This window comes from Nocardia sp. NPDC056952 (assembly GCF_042674185.1).
Classification (GTDB): domain Bacteria; phylum Actinomycetota; class Actinomycetes; order Mycobacteriales; family Mycobacteriaceae; genus Nocardia.
Map to the genome: position 1 here is coordinate 239,018 of NZ_JBHURA010000003.1, position 24,243 is coordinate 263,260.

At 64.0% G+C, this 24,243-nt stretch carries 19 protein-coding genes and 4 pseudogenes; 9 read left to right on the plus strand and 14 right to left on the minus strand.

Translation table 11 applies throughout. The features are described 5' to 3' along the window. Window positions 1-32 precede the first annotated feature (32 nt). The 4 genes and pseudogenes from ACFTS5_RS12735 to ACFTS5_RS12750 all read right to left on the minus strand — a co-directional run. Window positions 33-1,124 carry a saccharopine dehydrogenase family protein gene (locus tag ACFTS5_RS12735; RefSeq protein WP_378630433.1) on the minus strand — a complete coding sequence of 364 codons (1,092 nt, stop codon included), beginning with the start codon at window positions 1,122-1,124 and terminating at the stop codon, window positions 33-35. Window positions 1,125-1,170: 46 nt separating this feature from the next. After that, window positions 1,171-1,722 carry a hypothetical protein gene (locus ACFTS5_RS12740; RefSeq protein ID WP_378630436.1) on the minus strand — a complete coding sequence of 184 codons (552 nt, stop codon included), beginning with the start codon at window positions 1,720-1,722 and terminating at the stop codon, window positions 1,171-1,173. Between the two features lie 123 nt (window positions 1,723-1,845). Beyond that, window positions 1,846-2,577 (minus strand): TetR/AcrR family transcriptional regulator, encoded by a 732-nt coding sequence (locus ACFTS5_RS12745; RefSeq protein WP_378630438.1) that lies wholly within the window; start codon window positions 2,575-2,577, stop codon window positions 1,846-1,848. Window positions 2,578-2,677: 100 nt separating this feature from the next. Beyond that, window positions 2,678-2,796, minus strand: a pseudogene (locus tag ACFTS5_RS12750) (NAD(P)H-quinone oxidoreductase); the annotation flags it as partial. 196 nt (window positions 2,797-2,992) lie between these two features. On the opposite strand from ACFTS5_RS12750, the gene ACFTS5_RS12755 reads away from it, so the two are divergent. The 3 genes from ACFTS5_RS12755 to ACFTS5_RS12765 all read left to right on the plus strand — a co-directional run bounded on the left by ACFTS5_RS12755 (window position 2,993) and on the right by ACFTS5_RS12765 (window position 4,855). Next, a complete protein-coding gene (locus ACFTS5_RS12755) occupies window positions 2,993-3,676 on the plus strand; it encodes a type 1 glutamine amidotransferase domain-containing protein (protein ID WP_378630441.1) in 684 nt (227 codons plus the stop codon). Between the two features lie 324 nt (window positions 3,677-4,000). Next, entirely contained in the window at window positions 4,001-4,393 is a 393-nt protein-coding gene (locus ACFTS5_RS12760; protein ID WP_378631435.1) for a PPOX class F420-dependent oxidoreductase, read from the plus strand. 180 nt (window positions 4,394-4,573) lie between these two features. After that, window positions 4,574-4,855, plus strand: coding sequence for a DUF1330 domain-containing protein (locus ACFTS5_RS12765; RefSeq protein ID WP_378631437.1), 282 nt, complete (start codon window positions 4,574-4,576; stop codon window positions 4,853-4,855). A gap of 33 nt (window positions 4,856-4,888) precedes the next feature. Here the strand turns inward: ACFTS5_RS12765 and ACFTS5_RS12770 are convergent, their stop codons facing one another. Then, on the minus strand, window positions 4,889-5,548 hold the full coding sequence (locus ACFTS5_RS12770) for a short-chain dehydrogenase (RefSeq protein WP_378630442.1): 660 nt from the start codon (window positions 5,546-5,548) through the stop codon (window positions 4,889-4,891). Window positions 5,549-5,947: 399 nt separating this feature from the next. Here ACFTS5_RS12770 and ACFTS5_RS12775 point away from each other — a divergent pair, with 399 nt between their 5' ends. Next, on the plus strand, window positions 5,948-6,802 hold the full coding sequence (locus tag ACFTS5_RS12775) for a helix-turn-helix transcriptional regulator (protein WP_378630444.1): 855 nt from the start codon (window positions 5,948-5,950) through the stop codon (window positions 6,800-6,802). 548 nt (window positions 6,803-7,350) lie between these two features. Here the strand turns inward: ACFTS5_RS12775 and ACFTS5_RS12780 are convergent. From ACFTS5_RS12780 to ACFTS5_RS12800, 5 genes and pseudogenes are all read right to left on the minus strand, one after another. After that, window positions 7,351-8,040, minus strand: a pseudogene (locus tag ACFTS5_RS12780) (type 1 glutamine amidotransferase domain-containing protein); the annotation flags it as partial. A gap of 26 nt (window positions 8,041-8,066) precedes the next feature. After that, on the minus strand, window positions 8,067-9,641 hold the full coding sequence (locus ACFTS5_RS12785; protein ID WP_378630445.1) for a succinic semialdehyde dehydrogenase: 1,575 nt from the start codon (window positions 9,639-9,641) through the stop codon (window positions 8,067-8,069). Between the two features lie 98 nt (window positions 9,642-9,739). Continuing rightward, complete coding sequence (locus ACFTS5_RS12790) at window positions 9,740-10,657, minus strand: acetoacetate decarboxylase family protein (protein ID WP_378630447.1); 918 nt, start codon at window positions 10,655-10,657, stop codon at window positions 9,740-9,742. Window positions 10,658-10,903: 246 nt separating this feature from the next. After that, entirely contained in the window at window positions 10,904-11,893 is a 990-nt protein-coding gene (locus ACFTS5_RS12795; RefSeq protein WP_378630448.1) for an NAD(P)H-quinone oxidoreductase, read from the minus strand. 174 nt (window positions 11,894-12,067) lie between these two features. Then, window positions 12,068-13,423, minus strand: coding sequence for an MFS transporter (locus tag ACFTS5_RS12800; RefSeq protein WP_378630449.1), 1,356 nt, complete (start codon window positions 13,421-13,423; stop codon window positions 12,068-12,070). Window positions 13,424-13,545: 122 nt separating this feature from the next. Between ACFTS5_RS12800 and ACFTS5_RS12805 the strand changes: the two genes are divergently transcribed. After that, window positions 13,546-14,541 (plus strand): TetR family transcriptional regulator, encoded by a 996-nt coding sequence (locus ACFTS5_RS12805; protein WP_378630450.1) that lies wholly within the window; start codon window positions 13,546-13,548, stop codon window positions 14,539-14,541. Window positions 14,542-14,713: 172 nt separating this feature from the next. After that, a complete protein-coding gene (locus ACFTS5_RS12810; RefSeq protein ID WP_378630452.1) occupies window positions 14,714-15,295 on the plus strand; it encodes a TetR/AcrR family transcriptional regulator in 582 nt (193 codons plus the stop codon). Between the two features lie 6 nt (window positions 15,296-15,301). Here ACFTS5_RS12810 and ACFTS5_RS12815 read toward each other — a convergent pair whose 3' ends face one another. Together ACFTS5_RS12815 and ACFTS5_RS12820 are read right to left on the minus strand one after the other, a co-directional pair. Continuing rightward, the gene (locus ACFTS5_RS12815) at window positions 15,302-15,748 is read right to left on the minus strand and encodes a hypothetical protein (RefSeq protein ID WP_378631438.1); all 447 of its coding nucleotides are present in this window, start codon (window positions 15,746-15,748) and stop codon (window positions 15,302-15,304) included. Then, window positions 15,746-16,903 (minus strand): annotated as a pseudogene (locus ACFTS5_RS12820) (AMP-binding protein); the annotation flags it as partial. The gene ACFTS5_RS12815 and the pseudogene ACFTS5_RS12820, both read right to left, overlap by 3 nt. 295 nt (window positions 16,904-17,198) lie before the next feature. On the opposite strand from ACFTS5_RS12820, the pseudogene pruA reads away from it, so the two are divergent. Continuing rightward, window positions 17,199-18,837: pseudogene (gene pruA / locus ACFTS5_RS12825) on the plus strand (L-glutamate gamma-semialdehyde dehydrogenase). Between the two features lie 144 nt (window positions 18,838-18,981). Here pruA and ACFTS5_RS12830 read toward each other — a convergent pair. Continuing rightward, complete coding sequence (locus tag ACFTS5_RS12830; RefSeq protein ID WP_378630454.1) at window positions 18,982-21,201, minus strand: MMPL family transporter; 2,220 nt, start codon at window positions 21,199-21,201, stop codon at window positions 18,982-18,984. A gap of 141 nt (window positions 21,202-21,342) precedes the next feature. On the opposite strand from ACFTS5_RS12830, the gene ACFTS5_RS12835 reads away from it, so the two are divergent. Beyond that, window positions 21,343-21,912: a TetR/AcrR family transcriptional regulator gene (locus tag ACFTS5_RS12835; protein WP_378630456.1), complete on the plus strand. Its 570-nt coding sequence runs from the start codon at window positions 21,343-21,345 to the stop codon at window positions 21,910-21,912. Window positions 21,913-22,024: 112 nt separating this feature from the next. On the opposite strand, the gene ACFTS5_RS12840 is transcribed toward ACFTS5_RS12835, so the two are convergent. Further along, window positions 22,025-22,891, minus strand: a complete 867-nt coding sequence (locus tag ACFTS5_RS12840; protein WP_378630458.1) for a LysR family transcriptional regulator — start codon at window positions 22,889-22,891, stop codon at window positions 22,025-22,027. On the opposite strand from ACFTS5_RS12840, the gene ACFTS5_RS12845 reads away from it, so the two are divergent. After that, the gene (locus tag ACFTS5_RS12845; RefSeq protein ID WP_378630460.1) at window positions 22,871-24,196 is read left to right on the plus strand and encodes a YbfB/YjiJ family MFS transporter; all 1,326 of its coding nucleotides are present in this window, start codon (window positions 22,871-22,873) and stop codon (window positions 24,194-24,196) included. The two genes, ACFTS5_RS12840 and ACFTS5_RS12845, sit on opposite strands and share 21 nt — an antisense overlap. Window positions 24,197-24,243 lie beyond the last annotated feature (47 nt).

Consider the following 24,243-nt stretch of genomic DNA (forward strand, 5'->3'; position numbering starts at 1 on the left):
AATCTATTTCGTGCCGATGCGGGCGCAGCGCGTCACACCTCCTGGAGGCCGACCTCGGCGCAGCCATCGCGGAAGGCGTCGAAACCGAACGCTTCGACGGGGCTCACAACGCCGGCGGTTCCAGGAGCTGTGGTGGCGAATTGCTGTGCGGCCCAGGCAACGAGCTCGCCGGTGAGGCTGTAACAATTCGGCCCCTCGACATGAACCTCAGGTGCCGCGGTTTCGGAGCGGGCCTGCGCCACCACGTATGTTCGAGTACGCGCGCGCTCGGTGGCATCGGGCCCGCCCGCGGGCCCGACCATCGGGCGGGTGAGGACATCGTTGAGTGCGCGGCCGGGAGCGGTCTTCGCCATCAGGTTCGACACCGCGGAAACCATCGAGATCGATCGACTCAGCGATGGGAACCAACCGTTGAACACCCGCACCGAATCGAGTCCGGGGAATTCGTGTGGGAGGAAGAGCACCTCGGTCCCTGAGACGAGGAACGCGCTGCGACGGCGACCCTGAACGGCGAAACGGCGGACTGCGGACGCTGTGCGCGTCGGCACGAGCCGACTGTTGCGCCACTGCAGCGCGGGCAAGGTCATACCGTCGCGCATCGTCTCGCGTGTTCCATGGCTGAGTCCGCGCCACAACGGCCCCGTGGCGAAGTATCCGATGTCGACAGAACGCACCGTCGGGCCTGCGTACTGCGCAGCCAACATGGCTGCCAGGATTCCCGGGACGTAGTCGTAGCCGAATGCGGGAAGCAGCGTCGAACCGGTTTCGCGGGCGAGGTCGTGCAGTTGTTCGTGTAGATCGTGGACGAACGAGACCTCGCCGGTCGTGTCGATATAGTGTGCGCCGGACGCCGCAGCTGCCCGGGCGACAGCGTGCCCTAATCGGTCGAACGGACCGACTGTGGTGATCAGCGTGTCCCCGGAGGTCAGCAACGCCGACAGACTGTCGGCATCGCTGACGTCCGCGAGGGCGTAATCCAATCCGCCGTGGCGTGCGGCGATGGCAGCCAGTACGTCGCGATTTCGTCCGGCCAGTACCGGACTGAGCCCCCTGGCCAGCAGGGCATTCAGGACCAAGCCGCCGGTGTAGCCGGTGGCGCCGAGCAGGACAATACGTCCGGTCATCGATGTGTGCCTCTCGGTTCGGGGTGTCGCCGACGCAGTGTCGGCATCAGTCTCGTGCGCCGACGAATGCTGTGGCAATCGCAGTCACGGCAGCAGCGACGATGGCTAGAAGGATCGCGGAAGCCCCACTTATGGTTAGGTCGGCCCACCCGACCAGCATCACCGACATTCCGGCTACCGTCAGGGCGGCGTCGAACAAGACCGCGACGGTGGTGATCGAGGCCCGGTCGATAATCATCCGGGGTCTGGCAGCCGTCGCCGCGCCGAGTACGAGGAAGGCGAGTCCGAGAATCGCCATCGCAACCCGTGCCGGACCGACCGAGGATCCCGCGATGGCGGAAATCGCCAGTGCTGCACCGAGCGCGGCCTGGATGGCGCCGACTCCACGCAGTGTCCACTCCCTGACCGACGAACTGCTGGACTCGCCGACGAGGTCGGGACTGGTACCCGTCGAGGTGTTGGTCGCCGCGCGGAATGGCGTTTCGGTGAACTGTGCGTACGCGGGCGAGCGGCCTCCACTGGTGAGGCGGCCGGCAGGGCCAGCGCTGTTCACGCGGGGGATCGACGAGACGTTCGGATCCGGAAGGGTGGTCGACATGGGCCCAGCTCCTCGAAGTTTACATAGCGGAGAATAATTACCGTCTGATGTAAAAATACCGTAGGCGGGCGGGTTTGTAACCGTTCTGGGTGTGATCGTGAACGGACTCACATCGATGGCGAGCTAGGTTGTCACGGTGCCTGAGCTGATCGGGCCCGTCCAGAAGAGATCGGCGACGGCCTGCACCGCTTCGTGTCTGGGAATGGGTTGATCGGAGTTCCACCACAACCGGGCGGCCGCGAGACCGGCGCCCACAAGGCCGAAGGCGAACATCCGGGACCTGTGGTGGTCGATCTGTCCGCGACAGATCTGGTCGGCGATTTCACCGGTGATCTGTGCCAAGCGGACTCTGATCCGCCAGCCGACGGCGGGCTCGCTGGGTACCGCGGAGTTGAACGCGGCGTCGTGAGTCGCTAGTTCGCCGTATCGGTCGACCATCTCGAACAGCACGGCCACAGTGCCGCGGATCCTGTCACGTTCTGTGACGGCATCCACGAAGACCTCCCGGATTGCGTCGTCGAGTCTGTCGAGATAGCGCTCGACGACGGTGAGATAGAGATCCAATTTTCCTGAAAAGTGCTGGTATAAGACGGGTTTGCTGATTCCTGCGCGGCGGCTGAGCATCTGCATGCTCACCCCGTGGTACCCGTAGGTCGCGAAGGCCAGTTGGGCCGTGTCGAGCAGCTGGTTCCTACGGGCTATGCGGCGCGGAGAGGCTGGTCGGTGTGCTGCGGAGATTGTTGGAACAGTGGTCATCGGTGCTGGCGCCTCGTCGACTTCTCTCGCGGGGTTCGTACACGGGTGGGCGGTCGGGCTCTCCGTGACGGCAAATCCGGGTCGGTGGGAGCCGGGCATTCCGGTCCTCAGAATGAGCCCACATGCTCCGAGCGCGCAAAACTATGTAACTGACTGTTAAGACCGATTCGTCTGGAGCAGAGGCGGATAGCGGAGCGCGCACAATGTTGGACCAGACGGTCACCGGTACTTCCGGAAGCGCTGCCGCGGATGTGACGCTGACGCCATCGGGGACTGGGGGAGGACGCGAGTGGCGGGTACGTTCACCCGTTCGGCGTGTGATGTCGCGATTGCCTCACAGCGTGTCGCGTGCGCCCATAGCCGCAAGGCTTGTTATCGGCCTAGCGTGAGTTCATGAGCACCGGACCCGCCGGCGGCATCGGACCGACGACGCCTTGATCCACTGGAGAGGAAGGCAAGTTCGAGAAGTAGCAGGACCGGGCTGGCACCGACTACCCATGAGAGAAGATCGACAATGAGCAAGCGGATCTTGAACGTCGTGACCAATGTCGGCGATTTCGACGACCCATCGCACCCAACCGGACTGTGGTTGTCCGAACTCACCCATGCATGGCATGTCTTCGAAGAGCACGGATTCGAGCAGACCCTTGTCAGCCCGGCCGGCGGACCGGTACCTCTGGAACCCAGAGCGCTCAAGTTCCCGAATTACGACAAGACCGCGAAGGCTTGGCGTGCCGATCCTGCCCGGATGGCGCTGTTGGAGAACACCGCTTCACCCGACGAGATCGACTCAGCCGACTACGATGCCATCTATTTCACCGGCGGGCACGCGGTGATGTACGACTTTCCCGATAGCGAGGGTATGCAGCGCATCACCCGCGAGATCTACGAACGGGGTGACATCGTCTCCTCGGTGTGTCATGGCTACTGCGGACTGCTCAATACCCGACTCTCCGACGGTACCTACCTCGTCGCCGGTCGCAAACTAACCGGCTTTGCCTGGCGGGAAGAAGTCTTGGCGCGGGTCGACAAACTCATTCCCTACAATGCCGAGGAAGAGATGAAGAAGCGTGGCGCCCTCTATGAGAAGGCCAAACTGCCTTTTGTCTCCTACGCGGTGGTCGACGGTAACCTCGTGACCGGGCAGAATCCTGGATCGGCCAAAGAGACGGCCAAGAAGGTTTCCGCACTCTTGTGACTGCCTGTCGGTCGACGTGGCACCGCGTGCGACTACGAAACGGGAGTCCTCTGCAGCACGGTGCACCTTGGGCTTCTCGGCATCGAAGCCGCCACTCGTCAGTGGCGGGGTTGCGAGCCCGCGCTGTCGAGTCGACCTGGCAATGTGGACGCCGCTCACTCCTGAGTGTAATGTGTGCCCTGCTAACTTAGGCGCAGGTTGCGCACCTGTAGGGATTCGGAGACGAAAAGTCCAGGCACGCACTGCACCTTCGGAAGCGGAGGTGGTGCTGTGGATGGCTGACGGCGCGACGGTCGGTGCGATTTAGGAGGCAACACTGTGAAAGTGGAAGAGTCGGCTTGGGGCGGGGTCGGGAAGTCAACGTACGTGTCCTTCACGAGCTATCGCAAGAATGGCACCCCGGTGTCCAGTCCGGTCTGGATTGCTCCCACCGACGGCAAGTTTTACTTCTTGTCGGCGGTCGATGCATACAAGATCGGGCGGATCAGTCGAAATCCGTCGGTTACGTTGCAGCCCTGCAACGTGCGGGGAAAAGTCATCTCCGGGTCGGTCATTGTCGAGGGCGCCGCGCGTGTGCTCGACGCTGCGGAAACGGCACGGGTCCGCAAGATCATGAACCGCAAGTACTGGCTCTTGGGCCCGCTGAGCGAGTTCGCTACCTGGCTGACCCGCCGACAGAACGCATCTATCGGGATCGAGATATCACCCCGCTTGTAGCCGACCGCGCTCGCTGCGGTTGCGGCAGCGCCGAATGCCGGTACCTTCGACCGCATTCGGAGTCCGGGGGTATACGAAGTGAACACTTCTTCGTCTCGAACAAATGCAAGAGGGCATTTCCCGAGTTTCGGGTCAAACCATGCGCAGGGGTGTGGCTGCCATCGATGCGGATTTGACTACCTGAGCTATTCGCGACGGTCTGCCGCCGAAGTGGAACGCCATGGCGGCCGCGTAGTCGCACTCGGAGCCTTCCGTGAAGCGGAGACCGGCGATGTCGAGCCGCGGCAAGTGCTGATTCTGGTGGAGTGGGAGTCGAAGGCGGCCTTCGACAGCTATCGTGACGATCCAGAACTCGCGGAGCTGCACCCGTTGCGGGAGCACGGCACCAGTAACTACATCTGGAACACCTACGACAAGCTCGATGATCTGCGTCCGCTGCTCAAAGGCCACCGACCCCGCTGAATGGCGGGCCCCGGAATGCAATCGACGGCGGCATCACTGATTGATGTAGGGCTCGATGATGCGTTCGGCAGTACTCCAGATCTCGGCTTCCCGCTGAGGGTCGTAGGACTCTGCCGATGAGGGCCTGACGATCGTGCGATCGACATAAGCACCGGTCGGAGCTCGAGTCGTGCCGAGCACGACATCAGCAAGGTGTCGGCCCACAGTCTTGCGGCTGGTTGCCAACGGCGTCAGCGTCATGATCGGCAGGACGTGTCGTACCGCGAGCCGGGAGACCACATCGGCGTCGCGGGCGAGGTCGGTGCCGGGCACGAATCCCGGGTTGTACGAGACGATGTCGATTCCGGTGCGCAGTCGTCGGGCGTACTCGTGCACGAGGTAGATCGCGGCCAGCTTGCTGGTCGAGTACGCGGTGCGCCCGGCTGCGGCCGTGTCGGCCGCTGGGAATGCGCCGGTGCGTGCCAGATCCGTCGGGTGGTGCCACGCTGGTCCCGGCACCATGCCCAGGTTGTGCCGAAAGTCGCCGAAGTGGGTGTCGCTCACGGTGATCACGATGCGCGCTTGCGGCGCGAATACGTCCTCGAGCATGCGGACGAGTAGATGGTTGGCGAGGACGTTGACGGTGAAGGTCGACTCGAATCCGTCGGGCCCGGCAGTGAGCGCATCGGAACGTTGAATTCCTGCGTTCCCCACGAACCCGTACAGGGGGGAAGGTCGCCGCGGGCCAGTCTGTCCCGTATTCCGGATGCGGCGGCGTGCACGCTCGCGAGCGATTCGAGGTCGGCTGCGACGACAGACACGCGGCGTCGATCCGTGCCGAGTTCGGCTTCCAGTTGTGGGTCGACGGCTCCCCGAGCGACCATGACCAGGTGTAGATCCGGCGATCGTCGCATGATGTGCGCTGCGGCGATCCGCCCGATTCCGCGAGTGGAGCCCGTCATCACGATGGTGTGCATCAGTATTCCTTGGATCTCGGCGAAGGGAATCGCCATCAACCGTCGCCGTCGGCGCGGCGATCAACCAGTGCCACATTCGTCGGTAGGACCAGCAGTACCCAGGCTGGCGCAGCTCGAAGGGGCGAAGATGTTAGGCATGATGTCCACTTTCGGTGTCGCCCTGCGCACGTGGCGCGACCGGCTCTCCCCGGCCGACGCGGGCTTCGCGGTGGTCAGTGTGCGCCGGGTTCCAGGTCTGCGTCGTGAGGAGCTCGCGCAGTTGGCGGGGATCTCTGTCGACTATGTGCTGAGGCTGGAGCAGGGGCGCGCGGCCAATCCCTCGCAGCAGGTCGTCGCCGCGCTCGCGCGGGCGCTTCAGCTGTCCCGGACGGAGCGCGACCAGCTGTACCGCAGTGCTGGGTTACTGCCGCCGCAGGACGGGACCATCGATGCGCATGTTCCCGCCGGGATCCAGCGACTCACCGCGCGACTCGGTGACGTGCCGATCGGGGTTTTCACCGCCGACTGGACTCTCGTGTGGTGGAACGGCATGTGGGCTGCACTCTACGGTGACCCCGCGACGTTGCCTGCCACCGAGCGAAATCTGGCACTCGCGGTATTCGGTAGTGGAGTCGCGCACGATTCCATGATTCCCACTCGCTCCGAGCGAGGCGAGCACGCCCTCGCGGTGGCGATTGCCGCCGACCTCGAGGACGCCGTGGCGCGGTACCCTGCCGGCGCCAAGCTCCACCACCTGGTGCGCGGGTTGCTGGCGAGCTCGGCAGAATTCGCCCGGTGCTGGGCGGCCACAACCGCGGCGCAGCACGTCAGCGATCGCAAGACGATCAATCACCCAGGGGTGGGTGAACTCACGCTCGACTGTGACGTTCTGCTTGTTCCGGGTGCGGATCTCCGTGTGGTCACCTACTCGGCTCCGGCATCGACGGTCGATGCGGAAAAGCTCGACCTTCTGCGTGCCACCAGCGGTTGGTTCGCCCCTACCGCCACCTGAACATCCGTCTCGGTGCCATCACCGAGGGGCAGGCGGCCTTGCATATGGCGGTGCCGATCTCGATCGGCTGGCAGACCGTCCAGCGGGCGTTGTCAGCGTCGTCGTTCGAACCTGTCGGCGAGGTTGGACAGCGTGGTGGTCATGCCGGACTCGAGATGTGCGCGCCTGTCGCGAGCTCCGGAAATGTCCTGCATGAAGACCACCGGGCCGATCTGGTGGGTGTATTTGCGCAGTGTTTCCGTCACCAGGGTTCCTCCGCCAGGCGCATCGTCGAAGGTATAGCGCCAGTGCGATTCCGAAGGTGAGTCGGTGAGGAATCCGAACGACTCGCCGATGTGGTTCTCGGTGACCGTGCCGGTCATCGACCAACGGTAGAAGGGGCCGATCCGGTTCTTGCCGACGAATCGACGGCCGGGCACCAGCCACCGGGTGACGGAATTCTCCGGGCTGATCTCACCCATTCCGGTCATCGTGCTGATGAAGGTGTGGAGTTCGTCGCGCGGTGCCGCGATCACCCGCGAGACCGAGATATCGATGACAGGTTCGCCGAGCTCTGCGACCAGCCGGTTGGCCAGTCGCGCAGCCGATTCCGGATTCTGTCCGGTGAACAGGTTCCGATCCAGCACCACGAACGGGAAGAGCGGCATCCGCCCTTTGGCATAGTCGACTCCGATCCCCTTCAAGGCATCTTCGAGCAGCCACGGGGCTTTGCGCGCGAATCGGTTGAGCAACTCTTCGCGGTTCGACAAAGCCGTCACGCGGTATCCGGCGAAGGGTGAGGTGATGTCGTTTGCCGTCGCGAGGATGGCGGCCGGACCGTGGCACAGCAACGCCAACGGTCTGCCCGAAGCCAGTCTCTGCGTCAGTAGCGCACCGGAGGTGCTGTCGAAGGCGAGGTCCTGCATCGGCCCGTGTCCGCCCGGGTAGAACACGAGGTCGTAGTCGCCCTCGTGTACCGCGGCCAGTTCGATCGGTGCGGACAACTCTTCGGAGATGCTGTCGAGGTAGCGTTCGATTCGCCTGCGCTTCCATGGAGTGCCGCCGGCGAGGCCGAGACTGAGTCGGTCGAGCGTAGGGGCTTTGCCACCGGGGGTGGCGATGGTGAGGTCCCAGCCCGCGGCAGAGAATATTCGATGTGGCTCGGCGACTTCCTCTGCCCAGTATCCGGTGTGGTGTGGTGTGCCGTCGGACAATGTCCAGGTGTCGGCTGCGGTGACGACGAACAAGACACGAGGCAGGGTGTTCCCGAGCACGCGCGAACCTCCTATTTCACCCCGGGAAGACGTCGCAGAACGCGCATCCCCGCGGTGGCGATTCGCGCGTACCGGGCGGCGTCGAAGCCAGTGGGTGAGCCGACCGGCAGGAGACGTTCGATCGCGATCGTCTGTGCCTCCATGTACTTGAGGATGCCGTGCTCGCCGTGCCGACGGCCGATCCCGGATGCCTTCATGCCGCCCATCGGCGCGTCGACCGAGGCCCATGCGGCGGCGTAGGCGTCGTTGACGTTGATGGTCCCGGCTTGAAGGCGCGCAGCGACACGATGCCCACGTTTGGGATCGGAGGTCCACACGCTGAAATTCAGCCCGTATGGGCTGTTGTTAGCACGTTCGATGGCTTCCTCTTCACTGTTGACGCGGTAGACAGAGACGAGTGGCCCAAATGTTTCGTCGGAGTACACGGCCATGTCCTCGGTGACGCCGGACAGGATGGTGGGTTCGTAGAAGAAGGGCCCCAGATCCGGACGTGGCTTGCCACCGGCGAGAACGGTTGCTCCCTTCGCGACCGCGTCGTCGACATGCCGGATGACCGTGTCGAGCTGCTTCTGTGAGATAAGTGAGCCCATGTCGGCCGAATAGTCCAAGGCTGGTGAGAGTTTCATGGCCTTGGTCGCGGCGGCGAAACGAGTCGTGAAGTCGTCCCACAGGTTCGCCGGGACGAACATTCGCTCCATCGAGATACAGAGCTGGCCGGTGTTCGAGAAGCACGCGCGCACAGCGCCGCCCACGGCCTTCTCCACGTCGGCGTCGTCGAGGACGAGCAGTGCGTTCTTGCCGCCCAGCTCCATCGAACAGTCGATGAGCTGCTGACCGGCTTGGGAGGCGACGGTACGGCCGACGGCGGTAGACCCGGTGAACATCAGGAAATCCGAGTTCTCGATGATCGGTGTCCCCAACTCGGCGCCCGACCCGGTGACGACTTGTACCAACCCAGGCGGCATACCAGCTTCTTCGAGTAACCGAACCGCCCACAGCGTGGCGTAGGGCGTCTGCTGATCGGGTTTGGTCAGAACAGCGTTGCCGGCGACGATCGCGGGCAACGCATCGCTGATTCCGAGCGTCAGCGGATAGTTCCACGGCGAGATGACTCCGACGAGGCCCTTCGGGTGGTACAGCTCCCAGGTCCGGGTGAGGATCAGCTGGGCACCCTGCCGGCGTTTCGGGCTCAGGTAGTGGGCCGCGGTATGCGCGTAGTAGCGCGAGACCTGACACACGTCGATGATCTCTTCGAACGCATGCCTGCGAGCCTTGCCGTTCTCGACCTGGATCAGATCGAGAACCTCGTCCTGGTGCTGGAGTACGAGGTCGTGGAAGCGCATCAGCATCGCTGTGCGTTCCTTCACCGGCCGTGCCGCCCAAGAAGGCTGCACGGCTCGGGCGCGGGCGGCGGCGGCGGCCACATCGTCGCCCGTACAGCGGGGGACTTCCCCGAGAGGGCGGCCTGTCATCGAATTGATGACTTCGATGCGGGACTCGGGGTCGGCGGCCTGAACCCGGGAGGACAGCGCCCTCAAGCGCGCGCTGCCGACGGTGTCCGGGACGCGACTTTCGGTCGTGGTCATGCTGTGTTCCCTTCTGCTGTCGGCAATCGGGTCGAGTCGAACACCGGCGGATTTCCAGGCGGATCGCCCCACTCACGGTTTCCTGGATGCAGTGGCGGTCAGTCGGCGGTCGGAACAGAGGTGGGGACCGGCATGTGCAGTGCGATCTGGCCTTCGGTCATGACATCGAGTCGCAGCGTTTTGATCGGTTGCAGAGAGCGAAGGTCGTCGGAACAGCGGCCGCTGCCGAGCTCTAGTCCGGGGTTGCGGGGCAACATCGCGCTGCCGGCGGACAGGACATTCGTCTGGTTCAGCGTCGAATGCCATGCTCCCTTGGTCCAGGTGTAGGAGGTCAAACTCGAGACGCGTTCCCCACTGCGGTGCCTGCTCTGACGGGGGGTGGGAACCGACAAAGCGATATCGGTGCCGCCGGTGTCGTTCTCCACTCGGGCGGTGGTGCGGTTGGCGTCGATCTCGACGTCCAGCCCGGTGACCCATTTCGGGAAGCCGTAGCCGTCGTGGCCGCGCACCTGCGCGATGTCGGTGTTGACCGGCAGAGACAGCACATAGGAGTCGAGGTGGTCGTCATCGAGGGCCGCGAGTAGGTCGACGAAGCCGAGGCGGCCGTGGCGGGCAGGCCGGACAGCGGCGCCGACAGCGGCTTCGGTGTAGAAATCGATGTCGCAGACGTCGTATCGGTAGAAGATCACCGATATCAGCCCGATTCCAGGCGCTACCTCCAGCGGCGCCAGCTCCTTGGGTAGCCGCGAGCGGATTCCGCGCGATCGAGCGAGCATGGTGAGGCGGGCATTGGACATGCGGTAGTAGAAGTTGGGGGTGTAGGTCGGTCCGATCGGGGAATCGACCTTCGTCTTGGGCAGCTTGCGGAAGAAGTCGACTCCGCTCACCCGTGGGTCGCGGGCAACTTCATCGAGATCGGTGTCCATCCGATAGCGGTCGTACAAGCCGCCTTTCGGAACGTGGACCGTGTGGCCGCCGAGGTCTACCTCCACTGTGTCTTGTTGGATCGTTGCCACGGCATAGCTCCCATCACTCGAATTTGTGCGGTGCTGGAGCCAGGCTAGTCCCGGAATGTAAACACTGGCAACACATGGGCGAATTATGCTGCGGGACAGCACTAGCCGATACTTCGAAAATTGATGTGGTCCCTACGTGTCCCTGTGGTTGTAGAAGTTGAAATTCGCTAACTAATTGCCGGAGGTCAAATATTTGCAACCGGAAGAGATGTGAAATCGGGCGGACGTGGACCGAAAGTAGGAGGATCAGTTCCGGATCGTGAGCAGCACCTTGCCCACGCTCTCTGTGGAGTCCAGCAGCGCCTGCGCTTCGGCGACTTCGGTGACGGGCACCTCGGCGGAGACGACGGGACGGATTGTGCCGTTGGAGATCAGCGGCCACACGTGGCTGCGTACCGCATCGATGATTTCCGCCTTGGACCCTGGGCCGTGCTCCGGTCGGCGGCGCAGGTTCGTCACGTGGATGGAACCTCGCTTGCGCAGCAACGCGCCGAGGTCCAGTTCTGCGACTTCTCCACCCTGCAGTCCGATGATGGTCAGCTGACCGCCCTCGGCGAGTGCATTTGTGTTGCGCTGCAGGTAGCTTGCGCCCATGATGTCGAGGATGACATTGGCGCCCGAGAATTCGCTGTTGACTACTTCGGTGAAATCCTGGTTGCGGTAATTGATCAAGGTCTGTGCGCCCAGTTCCCGGCAGTGCTCCAGCTTCGAGTCCGACCCTGCGGTGACGGCCACGTGGGCGCCGAGCGCGCGGCCGACCTGGACTGCGTGTGTGCCGATGCCGCTGCCGCCTCCGTGGACGAGCAGGACCTGTCCGCGGTCTAGGCCCGCGGTCATCACGATGTTCGACCAGACGGTCGCCGCAACCTCCGGCAGCGCTGCCGCAGATGTGACGCTCACCCCGTCGGGAACGGGAAGAACGCGAGTGGCGGGTGTATTCACCCGCTCGGCGTACCCGCCGCCGGGGAGCAGTGCACATACCGCATCGCCAGGCTGCCAATTCTCAACGCCGATACCGACTTCGGCTATAAATCCCGATACCTCTAGGCCCATGATGTCGCTGGCGCCCGGAGGCGGCGGATAGCGTCCCTCGCGTTGCATGACATCCGCGCGATTCACCCCGGCCGCGACGACATCGATGGCGACCTCGCCTGGCCCGGGTGCGGGCAGATCGGCCACCCGCGTCCACTTCATTACTTCGGGACCGCCGAAACCGTCCAATGACACCGCATACATGGTTTTCCTCTCGACTGAAGGGCATGTGTACAGCGCGCGATAATCAGTGTAGACACGTCAGCAACCCCCCAGTTTCTGTCGGATCGCGCGCAATTTCGAAGTAGGGGCAGCACCACTGCCTGCCGTGAACGGTCGACAGTGGTGCTGCGATGCGGGTTTGTCCTCAGTCGCCGCTCAGTGAGTCGGGATCGTGGAATCTGTTGTGCTGGGTGCCGCCGCTGCCGTGGTGGCCTGCTCGGTGCTGGTGTCGAACCGGCGTTGTTTGGTTTCAGCACCTGCGAGTGTGCAGAGCAAGCTGACGGCTGCGACACCTGCGAGATACACGCCGATGGCGAGGCCACCGAAGGAATCCTGCAACTGCACAGCGAGCAGGGGGGTAACCGCGCCGCCGAGGACGCCCGCGAGGTTGTAGGACAGTCCAGCGCCGGTGTATCGGTACCGGGTCGCGAACAGTTCGGGCAACATCGCGCCGACCGGCCCGTAGGCGAGCCCGACGCCGACCTGAGAAAGGCATGCGCCCACGATGTACGCCCAGGTTGTACCGATGCTCAGAATCGGGAACATCAGCAGCGCGAAGACGATCGAGTACAGGTTGCCCAGCGCCATCATCCGGCGCCTGCCGACCCGGTCGCTGAGACGTGCGCCGACAATGGTGGCGACGGCAAGCGTTGCACCGATCGCAATACCGACTGCGAGCACGAACGTCTGCGACAGTCCGAGGTTCTTGGTGCCATAGCTGGTCAGGTAGGTCACGCCGATGTAGTAGAACGCGAAGCACATGCTCACCGCGCCGGCGCCGAGGAGGATTTCGCGCGGTTGACGGGTGACGGCCTCGAGAAACGGGTTCCCGCTGGGCTTGTGGTTGTCGATGTTGTGGCGGAATGTGGCGGTTTCGCTGATGTTCATGCGCATGTACATGCCGACCGCGATGAGCACGATGCTCAGCAGGAACGGGATCCGCCATCCCCACGCGGCGAAAGACTCGCTCGACATCATCAGGCGAGTGGACAGGAATGTGGTGCTGGCCAAGACGAATCCGAGCGACGGTCCGAGTTGGGGGAACAGTGCGTAGGCACCGCGTTTGCCCTCGGGTGCGTTCTCGGCGGTGAGCAGCGTGGCTCCTGCCCATTCCCCGCCGACCGCCAGTCCCTGGCATACCCGCAGTATTACGAGCAGGATCGGCGCCAAGATCCCGATCTGACCGGTGGTGGGCAGCAAGCCGACCGCGACCGTGGACAGGCCCATCAGCAGCAAGGTTGAAACCAGGGTCTTCTTGCGTCCGATTCGATCACCGTAGTGGCCGAACAGGATTGCCCCGAGTGGTCGCGCGACGAAGGCCACGCCCAGGGTCGCGAACGACAACAGAGTTGCCGAGGCAGTACCGAGCGCTGGGAAAAACGTCTTGTTGAAGACCAGTGCTGCTGCGGTTCCGTAGATGAGGAAGTCGTAGAACTCGATCGTTGTACCGATCAAGCTGGCCCAAGCCAATCGCCGCATCTGGGTTTTCGATGGGGGTTGGGGTGTGGACATGGGAGCTCCTGTTCAGCGTCGAACGGCTGCGTCACGACTGTTCAGCCTGGTAATGGCCCGACCGAGCGATCGGGACAAATCGTGACTCGGGACACAGTGGCATCCAAAGATTCTCTGGGTCAATGCTGAACAGGCATCGTCGTATTGTGGAGTTTGTTCAGGTGTTCAGTTATTCTGAACCGATGTCGGAGCCCTTTGTTCCCTCTTCTCCTGGCGATGTTGGCAGTGCTATCAGGCGAGCGCGATCCGGACGCGGAGTTTCGCTGCGCGAGCTCGCCTCCCGGATCGAGGTGAGTCCGGCTACGGTCAGCGCGATCGAGAACGGAAAGACCCGGGTCGACATCGGCAGATTGCATGCCATCGCGGCGGCGTTGGACACCGGAGTATGGGAGCTCCTCGATGTCGCGCGCGATCCGGGTTCGGACTCGCAGGCGCCGGAGATCGCGGCGGTCTCGCGTGTGCCTGCCGATCGGAGCGGTTCCAGCTGGCGCTCCTTCGAGCCGCTGCGGATCGATCCTGTATTACGTGCTGCGATAGACGATTTCGTCGAGAAGGGCTATCACGGATCGACGGTGCGTTCGATCGCAACCCGAGCGCGGTTGAGCGTTCCTGGCGTGTATCACCACTATCGGAGCAAGCAGCACCTGCTCCTGGCGTGCCTGGACATAACGATGTCCGAACTCTTCGTTCGAGTGCCTGCGGCCCGGGACGAGGGCGCAACACCTGTCGAGCGGCTGAAGCTGATGGTCGAGGCGCTGGCGTTGTTCCACATGCATCGGCGCAAGCTCGCGTTGATCGGCGCCAGTGAAATGCGCAGCTTCGAGCCGGCGAACCGGCGGCGGATCACCACGCTCCGCAACGACTTGCAGCGACTGCTGGATGCCGAAATCGCCGATGGTGTCGAGCGGGGTTACTTCTCGACCGATAGTCCCCGGCATGCCGGGCGGGCGATCTCGACGATGTGTACGTCGCTGTCGCAATGGTTCAGGGACGGAGGTATGTCCAGCCCGGAGCGCATCGCTGCCGATTACGGGCAGTTCGCACTCGGATTGCTCGGCACGACGGGCCTTGACCAGTCGGCCTCGAGGGAGACGACGGCGGTTCGCCCCGCGGGGTGAGCTGGGGGAGCCCTCTGTGTGAGGGCTATCGTGCGCTAGCCGCTCGGCGGATACCGGCCCGTGCGACGGCGCACGGATTCTATCGGCGATTGCCCATCCGACTTGGTCGGGCGGTATGGCATCGAACAGGTTGGTCTCGAGGCTACTATCCGATAGCCGAAGGGAGTTTCCGATGATCGGAACAGCAAGTGTGCGGGCGAGCGCGATCCGTGGCGCGGCCCTCGAGCTGTTCGTTGCGCAGGGGTACGAGGCCACCTCGATGAGCGAAATCGGTGCCCGGGTCGGTATTCGCGGCCCGAGTTTGTACAAGCACGTCGCATCCAAGCAGGAAGTGCTGGCCGGCATCATGATCGACACGATGGATGCACTGCTGGCAGAACATCGCAGCGCCATCGCCGGCACCGACGATCCCACCGAACGGCTTCGCCGCGCCGTCGAGGCACACATTCGGTACCATGCCCGTCATCGCATGGAAGCATTCGTCGGCACCCGCGAGATCCGGAGTTTGACCGAGCCGAACTTGTCCGAGGTGCTGTTACGGCGTGCGGAGTACGAACGGATGTTCCGGTTGCTGGTTGCCGACGGGGTCGCCGCCGGCCGATTTCGCGTGGTCTCGGAGCGGATCGCTTCCTACGCAATCCTCGACCTCGGTATGGGGGTGGCCGTCTGGTTCCGTGAAGATGGAGAATTCAGCGAGAACGAAATCGTCTGGCAGTATGTCGATTTCGCTCTCCGACTGGTGGGCGTCGCCTGAATATTCCTACTGGATTCGTCGCTGCACGCCGGCCCACGCGGCGTCGCGGAGGATGTGCTTTTGCACCTTGCCGGTCGAAGTCTTCGGCAGCGCACCGAACGTGACTGTCTTCGGCGCCTTGAACCGCGCCAGCCGCTGCCGAACGAACTCGATGAGTTCGGATTCTGTTGCCGCCGCACCGTCCTGGAGCACGACGAAGGCTGCGGGAACCTCGCCCCATCGTTCGTCGGGAACAGCGATCACCGCGACCTCCAGCACCGCCGAGTGATCGGCCAGTGCTTGCTCGACCTCTACCGACGCGATGTTCTCGCCGCCCGAGATGATGACGTCCTTGCTGCGATCCTGAAGTTCGATATATCCATCGCCGTGAACGACGCCCAGGTCTCCAGTGCGGAACCAGCCATCGGGCGCCGCCGCGCGCGTCGCGTCCTCGTCATCAAGATATCCGAGCATGAGATTGTTTCCACGCAGCGCGATTTCGCCGATGGACTTACCGTCGGCGGCCACATCCGAACCGTCGCTGTCGATCACTCTGGCTCGACACGAGATCATGTTCCCCACGCCCTGGCGGGCTTTGAGGCGCGCCTGCGCACCCTCGTCGAGCCCGTTCCATTCGGGTCGCCAGTCACAGATCATCGCCGGTCCGAACGTTTCGGTGAGCCCGTAGAGGTGTGTGACGTCGAATCCGAGCTCGCCCATCCTGCGCAGAATGGCGGGACTGGGCGGAGCGCCGCCGGTGGCTACCCGCACCGGTGTCATGACCGGATGCGCCGCGGGCGCGTACGCCAGCATCGACAGGACGGTCGGTGCGCCGTTGAGGTGTGTGACGCCCTCGTCGCCGATCAAGCGCCAGACCTCGTCCGGATCGACCTTGGGCAAACACACGTGGGTGCCGCTCGCGGCGGTGACCGCCCACGGAAAGCTCCATCCGTTGCAATGGAACATCGGGAGTGTCCACAGATGTACCGCCGATGGTGACAACCCGGTGTGCCCCACCATGGCCAGGGCCTGCAGGTAGGCGCCGCGATGGTGGTACATCACACCTTTCGGCCGCCCCGTGGTTCCGGATGTGTAGTTGATCGACAGCAGTGATCGCTCGTCTGTCGGCGTGATCTTCAGTGGCTCGGCCTCGGCGATCATGCGCTCGTACTGCTCGCCGATCACCACCGTGGTGATGGGGCTACCCACGTGTGCGAGCGCATCGTTGACGAGCTCACGGTAGATCGGATCGACCACTACGACAGAGACTTTCGCGTGCTCGAGGACGTACGCGACCTCTGCGGCGGCCAAACGGGTGTTCATCGCGACGAGGGGGACACCGGACCAGGGGACACCGAAGTGCGCCTCGAGGAGGGCATGGGTGTTGGGGGCCAGGAATGCCACGGGTCGTCCGTTCGCGAGCGGCGCCAGCGCACCCGCGAGCTTGGTGCACCGATCGTGCAACTGGGTGTAGGTCCACCGTCGAGCCCCGTCGATGACCGCCACTCTGTCCCCGTGTGCCGCTGCCGCGCGTTCGAGAAATGCGACTGGTGTCAGCGGTTCAAAGGACAAACGATCGAGATCCAACGACATCCCTCGGCCTCCTTGCGAGCCGCTCGGCAGCGGCATGATGATGGTCGTGAGGGTAGCCGAACGGCTAATGGTTAGTAGCTGAATTGACGCAATACATTCCAGTGATTCGAGATGGTATTCGCCTGATGGCTAATGGCTAGTTGCCGGGAGTTCGTCGATGGCCGAGTTCCGTGCTGGGCGCTGTCCGAATCGGCTTGCCGGCCGATGGGTGTGGCCAGGGTGCGGTGGTTGTCGCGAACCGTCACCTGCAGTAGCTCGGGTTATGCTCATTCGGTATTTGTCTGCCAGCTGATCCTTCCGAGGCCTGTGTGCCCACGATGGGAGTAACGCGATGGATGCTGTCACCACCCCTCCGACACCGCTCAACGAACCGGTCGGATCGTTCGCACCGGGCACCGCGGAACGAGCCCGGCTGCGGGTTGCTCTGGACGAGGTCGCTGCCGACGCTCTCGAACTTGTTCACGTAATCGGCGGTCGGCATATTCGTGGCGTCGGCACCCCGTTCGATGTCGTGCAGCCGCACCGGCATTCCGCGGTTCTCGGCTCGGGTCGGGAGGCGACCGGCGAAGAGGCCTCCGCCGCTGTCGCAGCGGCTGCTACCGCGGCGCCGATGTGGCGCGACATGTCGTTCGATGAGCGTGCGGCGGTGTTCCTGCGGGCAGCGGATCTGCTGACCGGGCCGTATCGCGAAATATTCAACGCCGCAACGATGCTCGGGCAGTCCAAGACGCCGTATCAGGCCGAGATCGATACGTGCGAACTGGCCGACTTCTGGCGGTTCAACGTTGCCTTCGCACGACAACTGCTGGCCGATCAGCCGCAGTCGTCACCCGGCGTGTGGAACCGGATGGACTTTCGTCCCCTCGAGGGATTCGTCTACGCGATCACGCCGTTCAACTTCTCCTCGATCTCGGGCAACCTGCCGGCGGCGCCGGCGTTGATGGGGAACACGGTGGTGTGGAAGCCGTCGGCAACGCAGGCCGTGGCTGCGCAATGGACGATGACTCTGCTCGAGCAAGCCGGGTTGCCGGCCGGGGTGATCAATCTCGTCTACGGACCCGGCCCGGAGATCTCCGACGTCCTGCTCGCCGACCCTGGTTTCGCGGGCATCCATTTCACCGGGTCCACCGCGGTGTTCAAACACTTGTGGCGCACAGTCGCCGAGAACTTGGACACCTACCGCAGCTACCCGCGCCTGGTGGGGGAGACGGGCGGCAAGGATTTTGTGTTGGCACACAGTTCGGCAGACCCGGCAGTCCTGACCACCGCGTTGCTGCGCGGTGCCTTCGACTATCAAGGGCAGAAGTGTTCGGCGGCCTCACGCGCGTTCATCCCGCGTTCGGTCTGGCAACAGATGTCAGATGATTTTCTCGGCAAGGTATCGGCGTTGACCTACGGCGACATCACCGACTTCACCCACTTCGGTGGCGCGGTGATCGACGACCGTGCCTTTGCGAAGCTGTCGGCCGCGATCGACCGCGCCAAGGCGACAACTGGACTGACCGTCGCCGCCGGCGGTACCTATGACAGCAGCCAGGGGGTTCATCGATCCGACTGTGGTGCTCGGCGATGATCCCACCGACGAAGCCTTTCATACCGAGTACTTCGGGCCGTTGTTGTCGGTGCATGTCTTCGACGATTCCGCGCCGTCCGCGTTCGACGACGTCATGGCGGTGGTCGACCAGGGAAGTCCGTACGCGTTGACCGGTGCGATCATCGCTGACGATCGCGCGGCGGTGAGCGCGGCGATGCAGCGGCTGCGGTTCACTGCGGGAAACTTCTACATCAACGACAAGCCGAGCGGAGCGGTGGTCGGGCAGCAACCGTTCGGCGGTGCTCGCGCGTCGGGAACCGACGACAAGGCCGGCACTCCACAAAATCTGCTGCGCTGGACTGCTTCGCGTTCCATCAAGGAGACATTCGTACCGCCCACAGATCACTTCTACCCGTATCAGGAACCGGACGCGTAGTAGCAATCGGCGCAGCACTGAGGCCGCGGGTCGGCAGTGTGCCGAACGCCCGTACCTCCTGCTTCTGGCGGGAGGTACGGGCGAGGTGCGCTCATGCCGATCCGGCGATCGCGACCGGCAGGATCCGCGTCCGCGAAGTCCGTGTCAGACCCGGACGGATTCCTTGCTGCCGGTGTGAGTGGACTCGCCGCTCGCACCGGCAGCGGGATCGGTGGCTGCCAGCGCGGGAAGACGCGTCCCTTCGATGTCGACGTCAGGAATCAGTCGGCCGAGCCAGCGGGGCATGGTCCACGCATGTCGACCGAGCAACGCCATGGCAGCGGGCACGAGAGTCATGCGAACCACGAAGGCGTCGACGAAGACGCCGAAGGCGAGAGCGAATCCGATGGACTTGATGATCGGATCTACGTTGAAGATGAAGCCGCCGAACACCGCGACCATGATCAGCGCAGCGGCCACGATCACCCGGGCACTGTGGGACACGCCGTAAGCGATCGCTTCGGCCGGATCCTCGGACTTCTCGTAGTGCTCACGCATCCGGCTCACGAGGAATACCTCGTAGTCCATGGCGAGCCCGAAGAGCACGCCGGTGAGAAGGATCGGAAGGAAGCTGGTAACCGGTCCGGCGGCCGCCACATCCAGCAGGCCGTTGAGGTGGCCCTGTTGGAAAACCCAGACGGCGGCACCCAGGCTTGCGCCGACCGAGAGCAAGAACCCCAGTGCAGCCTTGACCGGCACGAGCACTGATCGGAAGGCGACAGTCAGCAGAAGCAGAGCCAGGATGACGATGATGGCGATGAACAGCGGAAGTGCGCCGCCCAGCTTGCCCGCGACGTCGATAGCCATCGCTGTTTGGCCGGTGACGTACAGCTCACCGCCTGCGTCGGCGACCTGCGGGGCCTTATCGCGGAGTCGGTGGACCAGCTCGGTTGTCTCCTCTGCGTCGGGGCTCGACTTCGGAACGACCGACATCACCGCGATGCTGCCCGCGGCATTCGGTACCGGAGGTGAGACAGCGGCGACGTTCTCGTCAGAGATCAGCGCGGCACGCAACTGCTGCATGGTGCTCTGCCGCTGATCCTGAGGAATGCCTTCCGTATCGACCACCGCGGCGAGGGTGGCGTTGAATCCGGGCCCGAATCCCTCGGTGAGCAGGGCGTAGCTCTGGTGCTGTGTGCTGGACTCGGGCTGAGAGGCGTAGCTGGGCAGGCCCAGACGCAGGTCGCGGGCGGGCAGGGCGATCGCCAGCAGTCCCACGACGCCGATGATCAGCACAACGACGGGCCTGCGCGTGATCATCCGCGCCCATGCCATGCCCCAAGCTCCGGGTGCGCGGTTCTTGTGCGGTGTGCGAGGGGGCGGGCGCATGCGCTCGCCGAACACGCCGAGCACGGCAGGCAGCAGACTGATGGCAACGAGGACTGCGATGAGCACTGTCGATGCCCCGGCTAGGCCCATGATCGTCAGGAACGGGATGCCGGTGATGGCCAGCGCGGCAAGTGCGATCACAACAGTGGCTCCGGCGAACACGACGGCGCTGCCCGCGGTGGCTGTGGCTCGCGCGATCGACTCCTCCCACGGCATGTGTGGGTCAGCCAACTGCTCGCGATGTCTGGAGATGACGAACAGTGCGTAGTCGATGCCAACTGCCAATCCGATCATCAGCGCGAGCACGGTCGCGGTGCCCGTCATCTCGACGAACCGGGATACGAACATCGTGCCGAGTACGCCGACGGCGACGCCGAGAAGCGCGGTCAGCAGTGGCAGCCCCGCGGCGACGAGTGACCCGAGCGCGACAGCGAGGACAATGAAGGCGATGGCGACGCCGACCAATTCGGCTGGGCCACCGGCCTCGGCTTGCGGAAGCATGGCCGAGCCGCCGAGTTCGGCCTGCATTCCGGCATCTCGCAGCGGTTGCACCGCTTCGGCGAGAGCTTCCTTGGCGGATTCGGGTACCTCGGAAGCCTCGTCTGTGAATCGGACATCGGCGTAGGCGATGGTTCCATCGGGCGATACCGCGCCGACCGATGTCGGTTCGGACACGGCGACGACACCCGGCACCGTCGCGGCCTCGTGCAGCGTGTGGTCGAGCAGTTGCCGCTGAGCCGGGTCGGCGATCGACGCTCCGCTCGGGGCGGCGACCACGATGCGTACTACACCACCGGCGGCTTCGGGGAACTTTTCCTTCAGCAGGTCCTGTGCCTGCTGTGATTCGACGCCGGGGACGCTGAACTCTGTCGACGTCTTTCCGTGCAGCGCTGCTCCCAGGCCACCCACGACGGCGAGGAGAAGTATCCAGGCGGATATCACCCAGCGGCGGTGGCGAACCATCCAGCGCGCAAAGGCGTATAGGCGTGAGGCCATCGTTGCAGTCCTTACTGGTCGAGACACTGATTCGGAGGAGTTGGTGGGGCGAGGATGGCAGGGGCGTACACCCTCGCCCATTGCAGCGTAACGCAAAATTACATTGGACTGCAATTTGGCTGTTGGTGGTAATCTCGCGAGATGGCAGTTGGCAGTCTCCGGGAACGCAGTAAGGCGCGGCGCAGAGAAGCGATCCTCACTGCGGCCTATCAGTTGTTCGCAGACCAGGGTTTCGATGCCACGAGCATCGCCGACATCGCCGAGCTGGCGGAGGTGTCGCCGCGAACGGTCACTCTGTACTTCCCGACCAAGCTCGAACTGGCGATGGCACACTTCACTGCCTACGTCGACCAACTGGCTGGAGCGCTTCACGCCCGTCCGAGTGGGCAGGGGATTCTGGACACGGTGGAGCAGTGGCTTCGCGAGCAGGAAGCCGCGCGAGACGGTTTCGACGAACTTCACGACCGGATGTTGCAGACAAATCCACAGCTCAAGGGCCTCTGTCGCGGTCGACTGACCGAGGTGATCCAAGACGGAGCCCGGCTCCTGGCCGAAGAGCAGGGTTGGAGTCCTGATGATTTCGCCCCACGGATGCTGGCGGCTACGGTGGCGAGCGTCATCGGTGAGCTGACGCACCAAGCGGAACCAGGCAATATCGAGACGGCGATGGCGTTCATCCGTGCCGCCGCTGCCACGTTGCAGCCGGGCTGATCGGGCGTACCGAGTAGGCCGCTCGGACCGGTCGGTGATGCATCAGCAGATCAACGGCCGGAATTCTGCAGATGCCGTCGCCCGACGGCACTCTGACGGTTTGCGTCGAAGATCAGCTGGTAGATGGATCGGGGTCGAGCAGTTCAACGGCGGCGTCGAGGAAACGCCGAGTTGATCGTGAGGGTTCTGGGGTGCGCCGCCAGCCGAGGTAGAGCGTCGAGTCGGGTATGTCCGGTAGTTCCCGGTAGACGACTTCGGGGTGCGGAGCGCGGTGGGCGGCCAGCGCGGGGACGGCGCCGATGCCGCGGTCCGCGGCGATCAGTTCGATCCACTCATCGAGGTTGCGGCAGGTGACTGTCTCGCGGCCCGGGGCGGAGTCGGGCCAGCAATCGGGAGTGGTGGTACCCGATTCGGTGTTGATGACCAGCGGGTGGTGGGCGAGGTCGGCCCAGCGTAGCCCCGGGGTACGAGCGAGGGAGGACCGGGCAGACACCGCGAGTACGCGCTTTTCGGCGCCGATGGGCCGCCAGCTGATCGAACCGGAGACCGGGCCGACGTTGCGCACGACAGCGACATCGACGGCGCCGTCACGTAGGTCCGCCGTCGGGTTGTCACTACGGAGCAATTTGAGCTGCCCGCCGAGTTGCTCGTAGCGCTCGCGGGTGGCTGCGAACCAGTCATTGGGCAGCAACCAAGCGAACCCCACACGCACCTGGGTTTGTGCTCGCATCTCGGCCTGTAGCTCGGTCATGTCGGCGAGGATGGCGCGGCTACGCCGGAGGAACAGTTCACCGCTGGCCGTCGGCCCGGGCGTGCGCGCGGAACGATCGATCAGGACACAGTCGAGCACTCGCTCGAGTTCTTGGATCGTTCGGCTGAGTGAAGGCTGGGAGACATGCACCCGTGCGGCCGCACGGGTGAACGTCCCTTCCTCGCACAGCGCGACGAATGCTTCGAGATGGCGGATCTGCAAATCCATACGTTCAGCGTATACCCCATGATGAATGGGTATTTTCCACTCGAGCGGAATGGCCGTAGCTTTGCAGTGGTGACCTTGACGCGAACTGCTCTGCCACCCACCGTCGCCGCGGGCCTTTCTGGATCGCGGGTCGGTGTCGCTGCGGCGGCCGGACTGGCAGCGGCCATGGGCGTCGGACGTTTCGTATTCACGCCGTTGTTGCCGATAATGACCGCCTCCGCGGGGATCAGCGCCGGAGAGGGCGCGCTCATCGCTACCGGAAACTACGCGGGCTACCTCGTCGGTGCGGTGCTGCTGACGCGGATGCCGCACCTGAGTCGGCGAGCCACCTTCATTGCCTGGTCGCTGGTGTTGATCGCCAGTGAGGCAGCTATGGCGATGTCGGCGCAGGTGCTGTGGCAAACGGGGCTGCGTTTCACCGCAGGCATAGCCAGCGCGGCGATATTCATCGCCTGTGCCGCCACCGTGGCCCACCATCGACGCGAAGGCGCGTCGATGGGGGTCGCGTTTGCCGGCGTGGGCTTCGGCATCGCGATCACCGGCGTGTTCACCCTGGTGGCCGGGAATTGGTTGTCCTGGCAAGGGTTGTGGGTGGGCTCGGCAGTCCTGACTGCGTTGCTGCTGGCCCCGGCCTGGCTCCTCGATATACGCAACGAATCCGACAATCACCTGTCGAGCGATCAGACACTTCTGGAGACGAGTCGAGCCGACCGGGACCCGAATGTACGGCGGGCCTGGCGGTTGCTGCTGAGCGCGTACTTCGCGGAGGGTCTCGGCTACATCATCGTGGGGACGTTCTTGGTAGCGGCCGTGGCCGCGCACGATGGAGGGAATTCCTCGACCGGGGCATTGCTCTGGGCCGTAGTCGGCGTGGCCGCAGTGCCTGCGACGATGATCTGGCATGCGGTGGCCCGGCGCTTCGGTACCGGCCGAGCTCTCGTAGCCGCCTTGATCGTTCAATGCGTCGGCATCGCGGCACCGGCGTTGAGCGAGAGCACGGCGGCAGCACTGATCGCGGCGATTGCGTTCGGCGCGACGTTCATGGCCATCGTGATGCTGGCCGTCGATGCCGGCAAGCAGCTTCCGATACCTCGCTCGGCGGCAGCGCTGACCTCGGTCTTCGCTGTCGGGCAGATGCTCGGTCCGCTCGTCGTGGCACCGGTCATCAAAGACTCCTATGCCACTGCGTTCGCGATTGCCGCGGGGATAGTCGCAGTGTCGGCAGTCTTGGCAACGGCCGCGACACGATCGATGCGTTCGGTTTTCGGGAGGTCGCCTGCGAGCGGTGGCAGGGTGCACACTTAGTCGGCGTGTGCGTACCAGAGATCCGTTGAGACGAGCTCGGCCGAGAC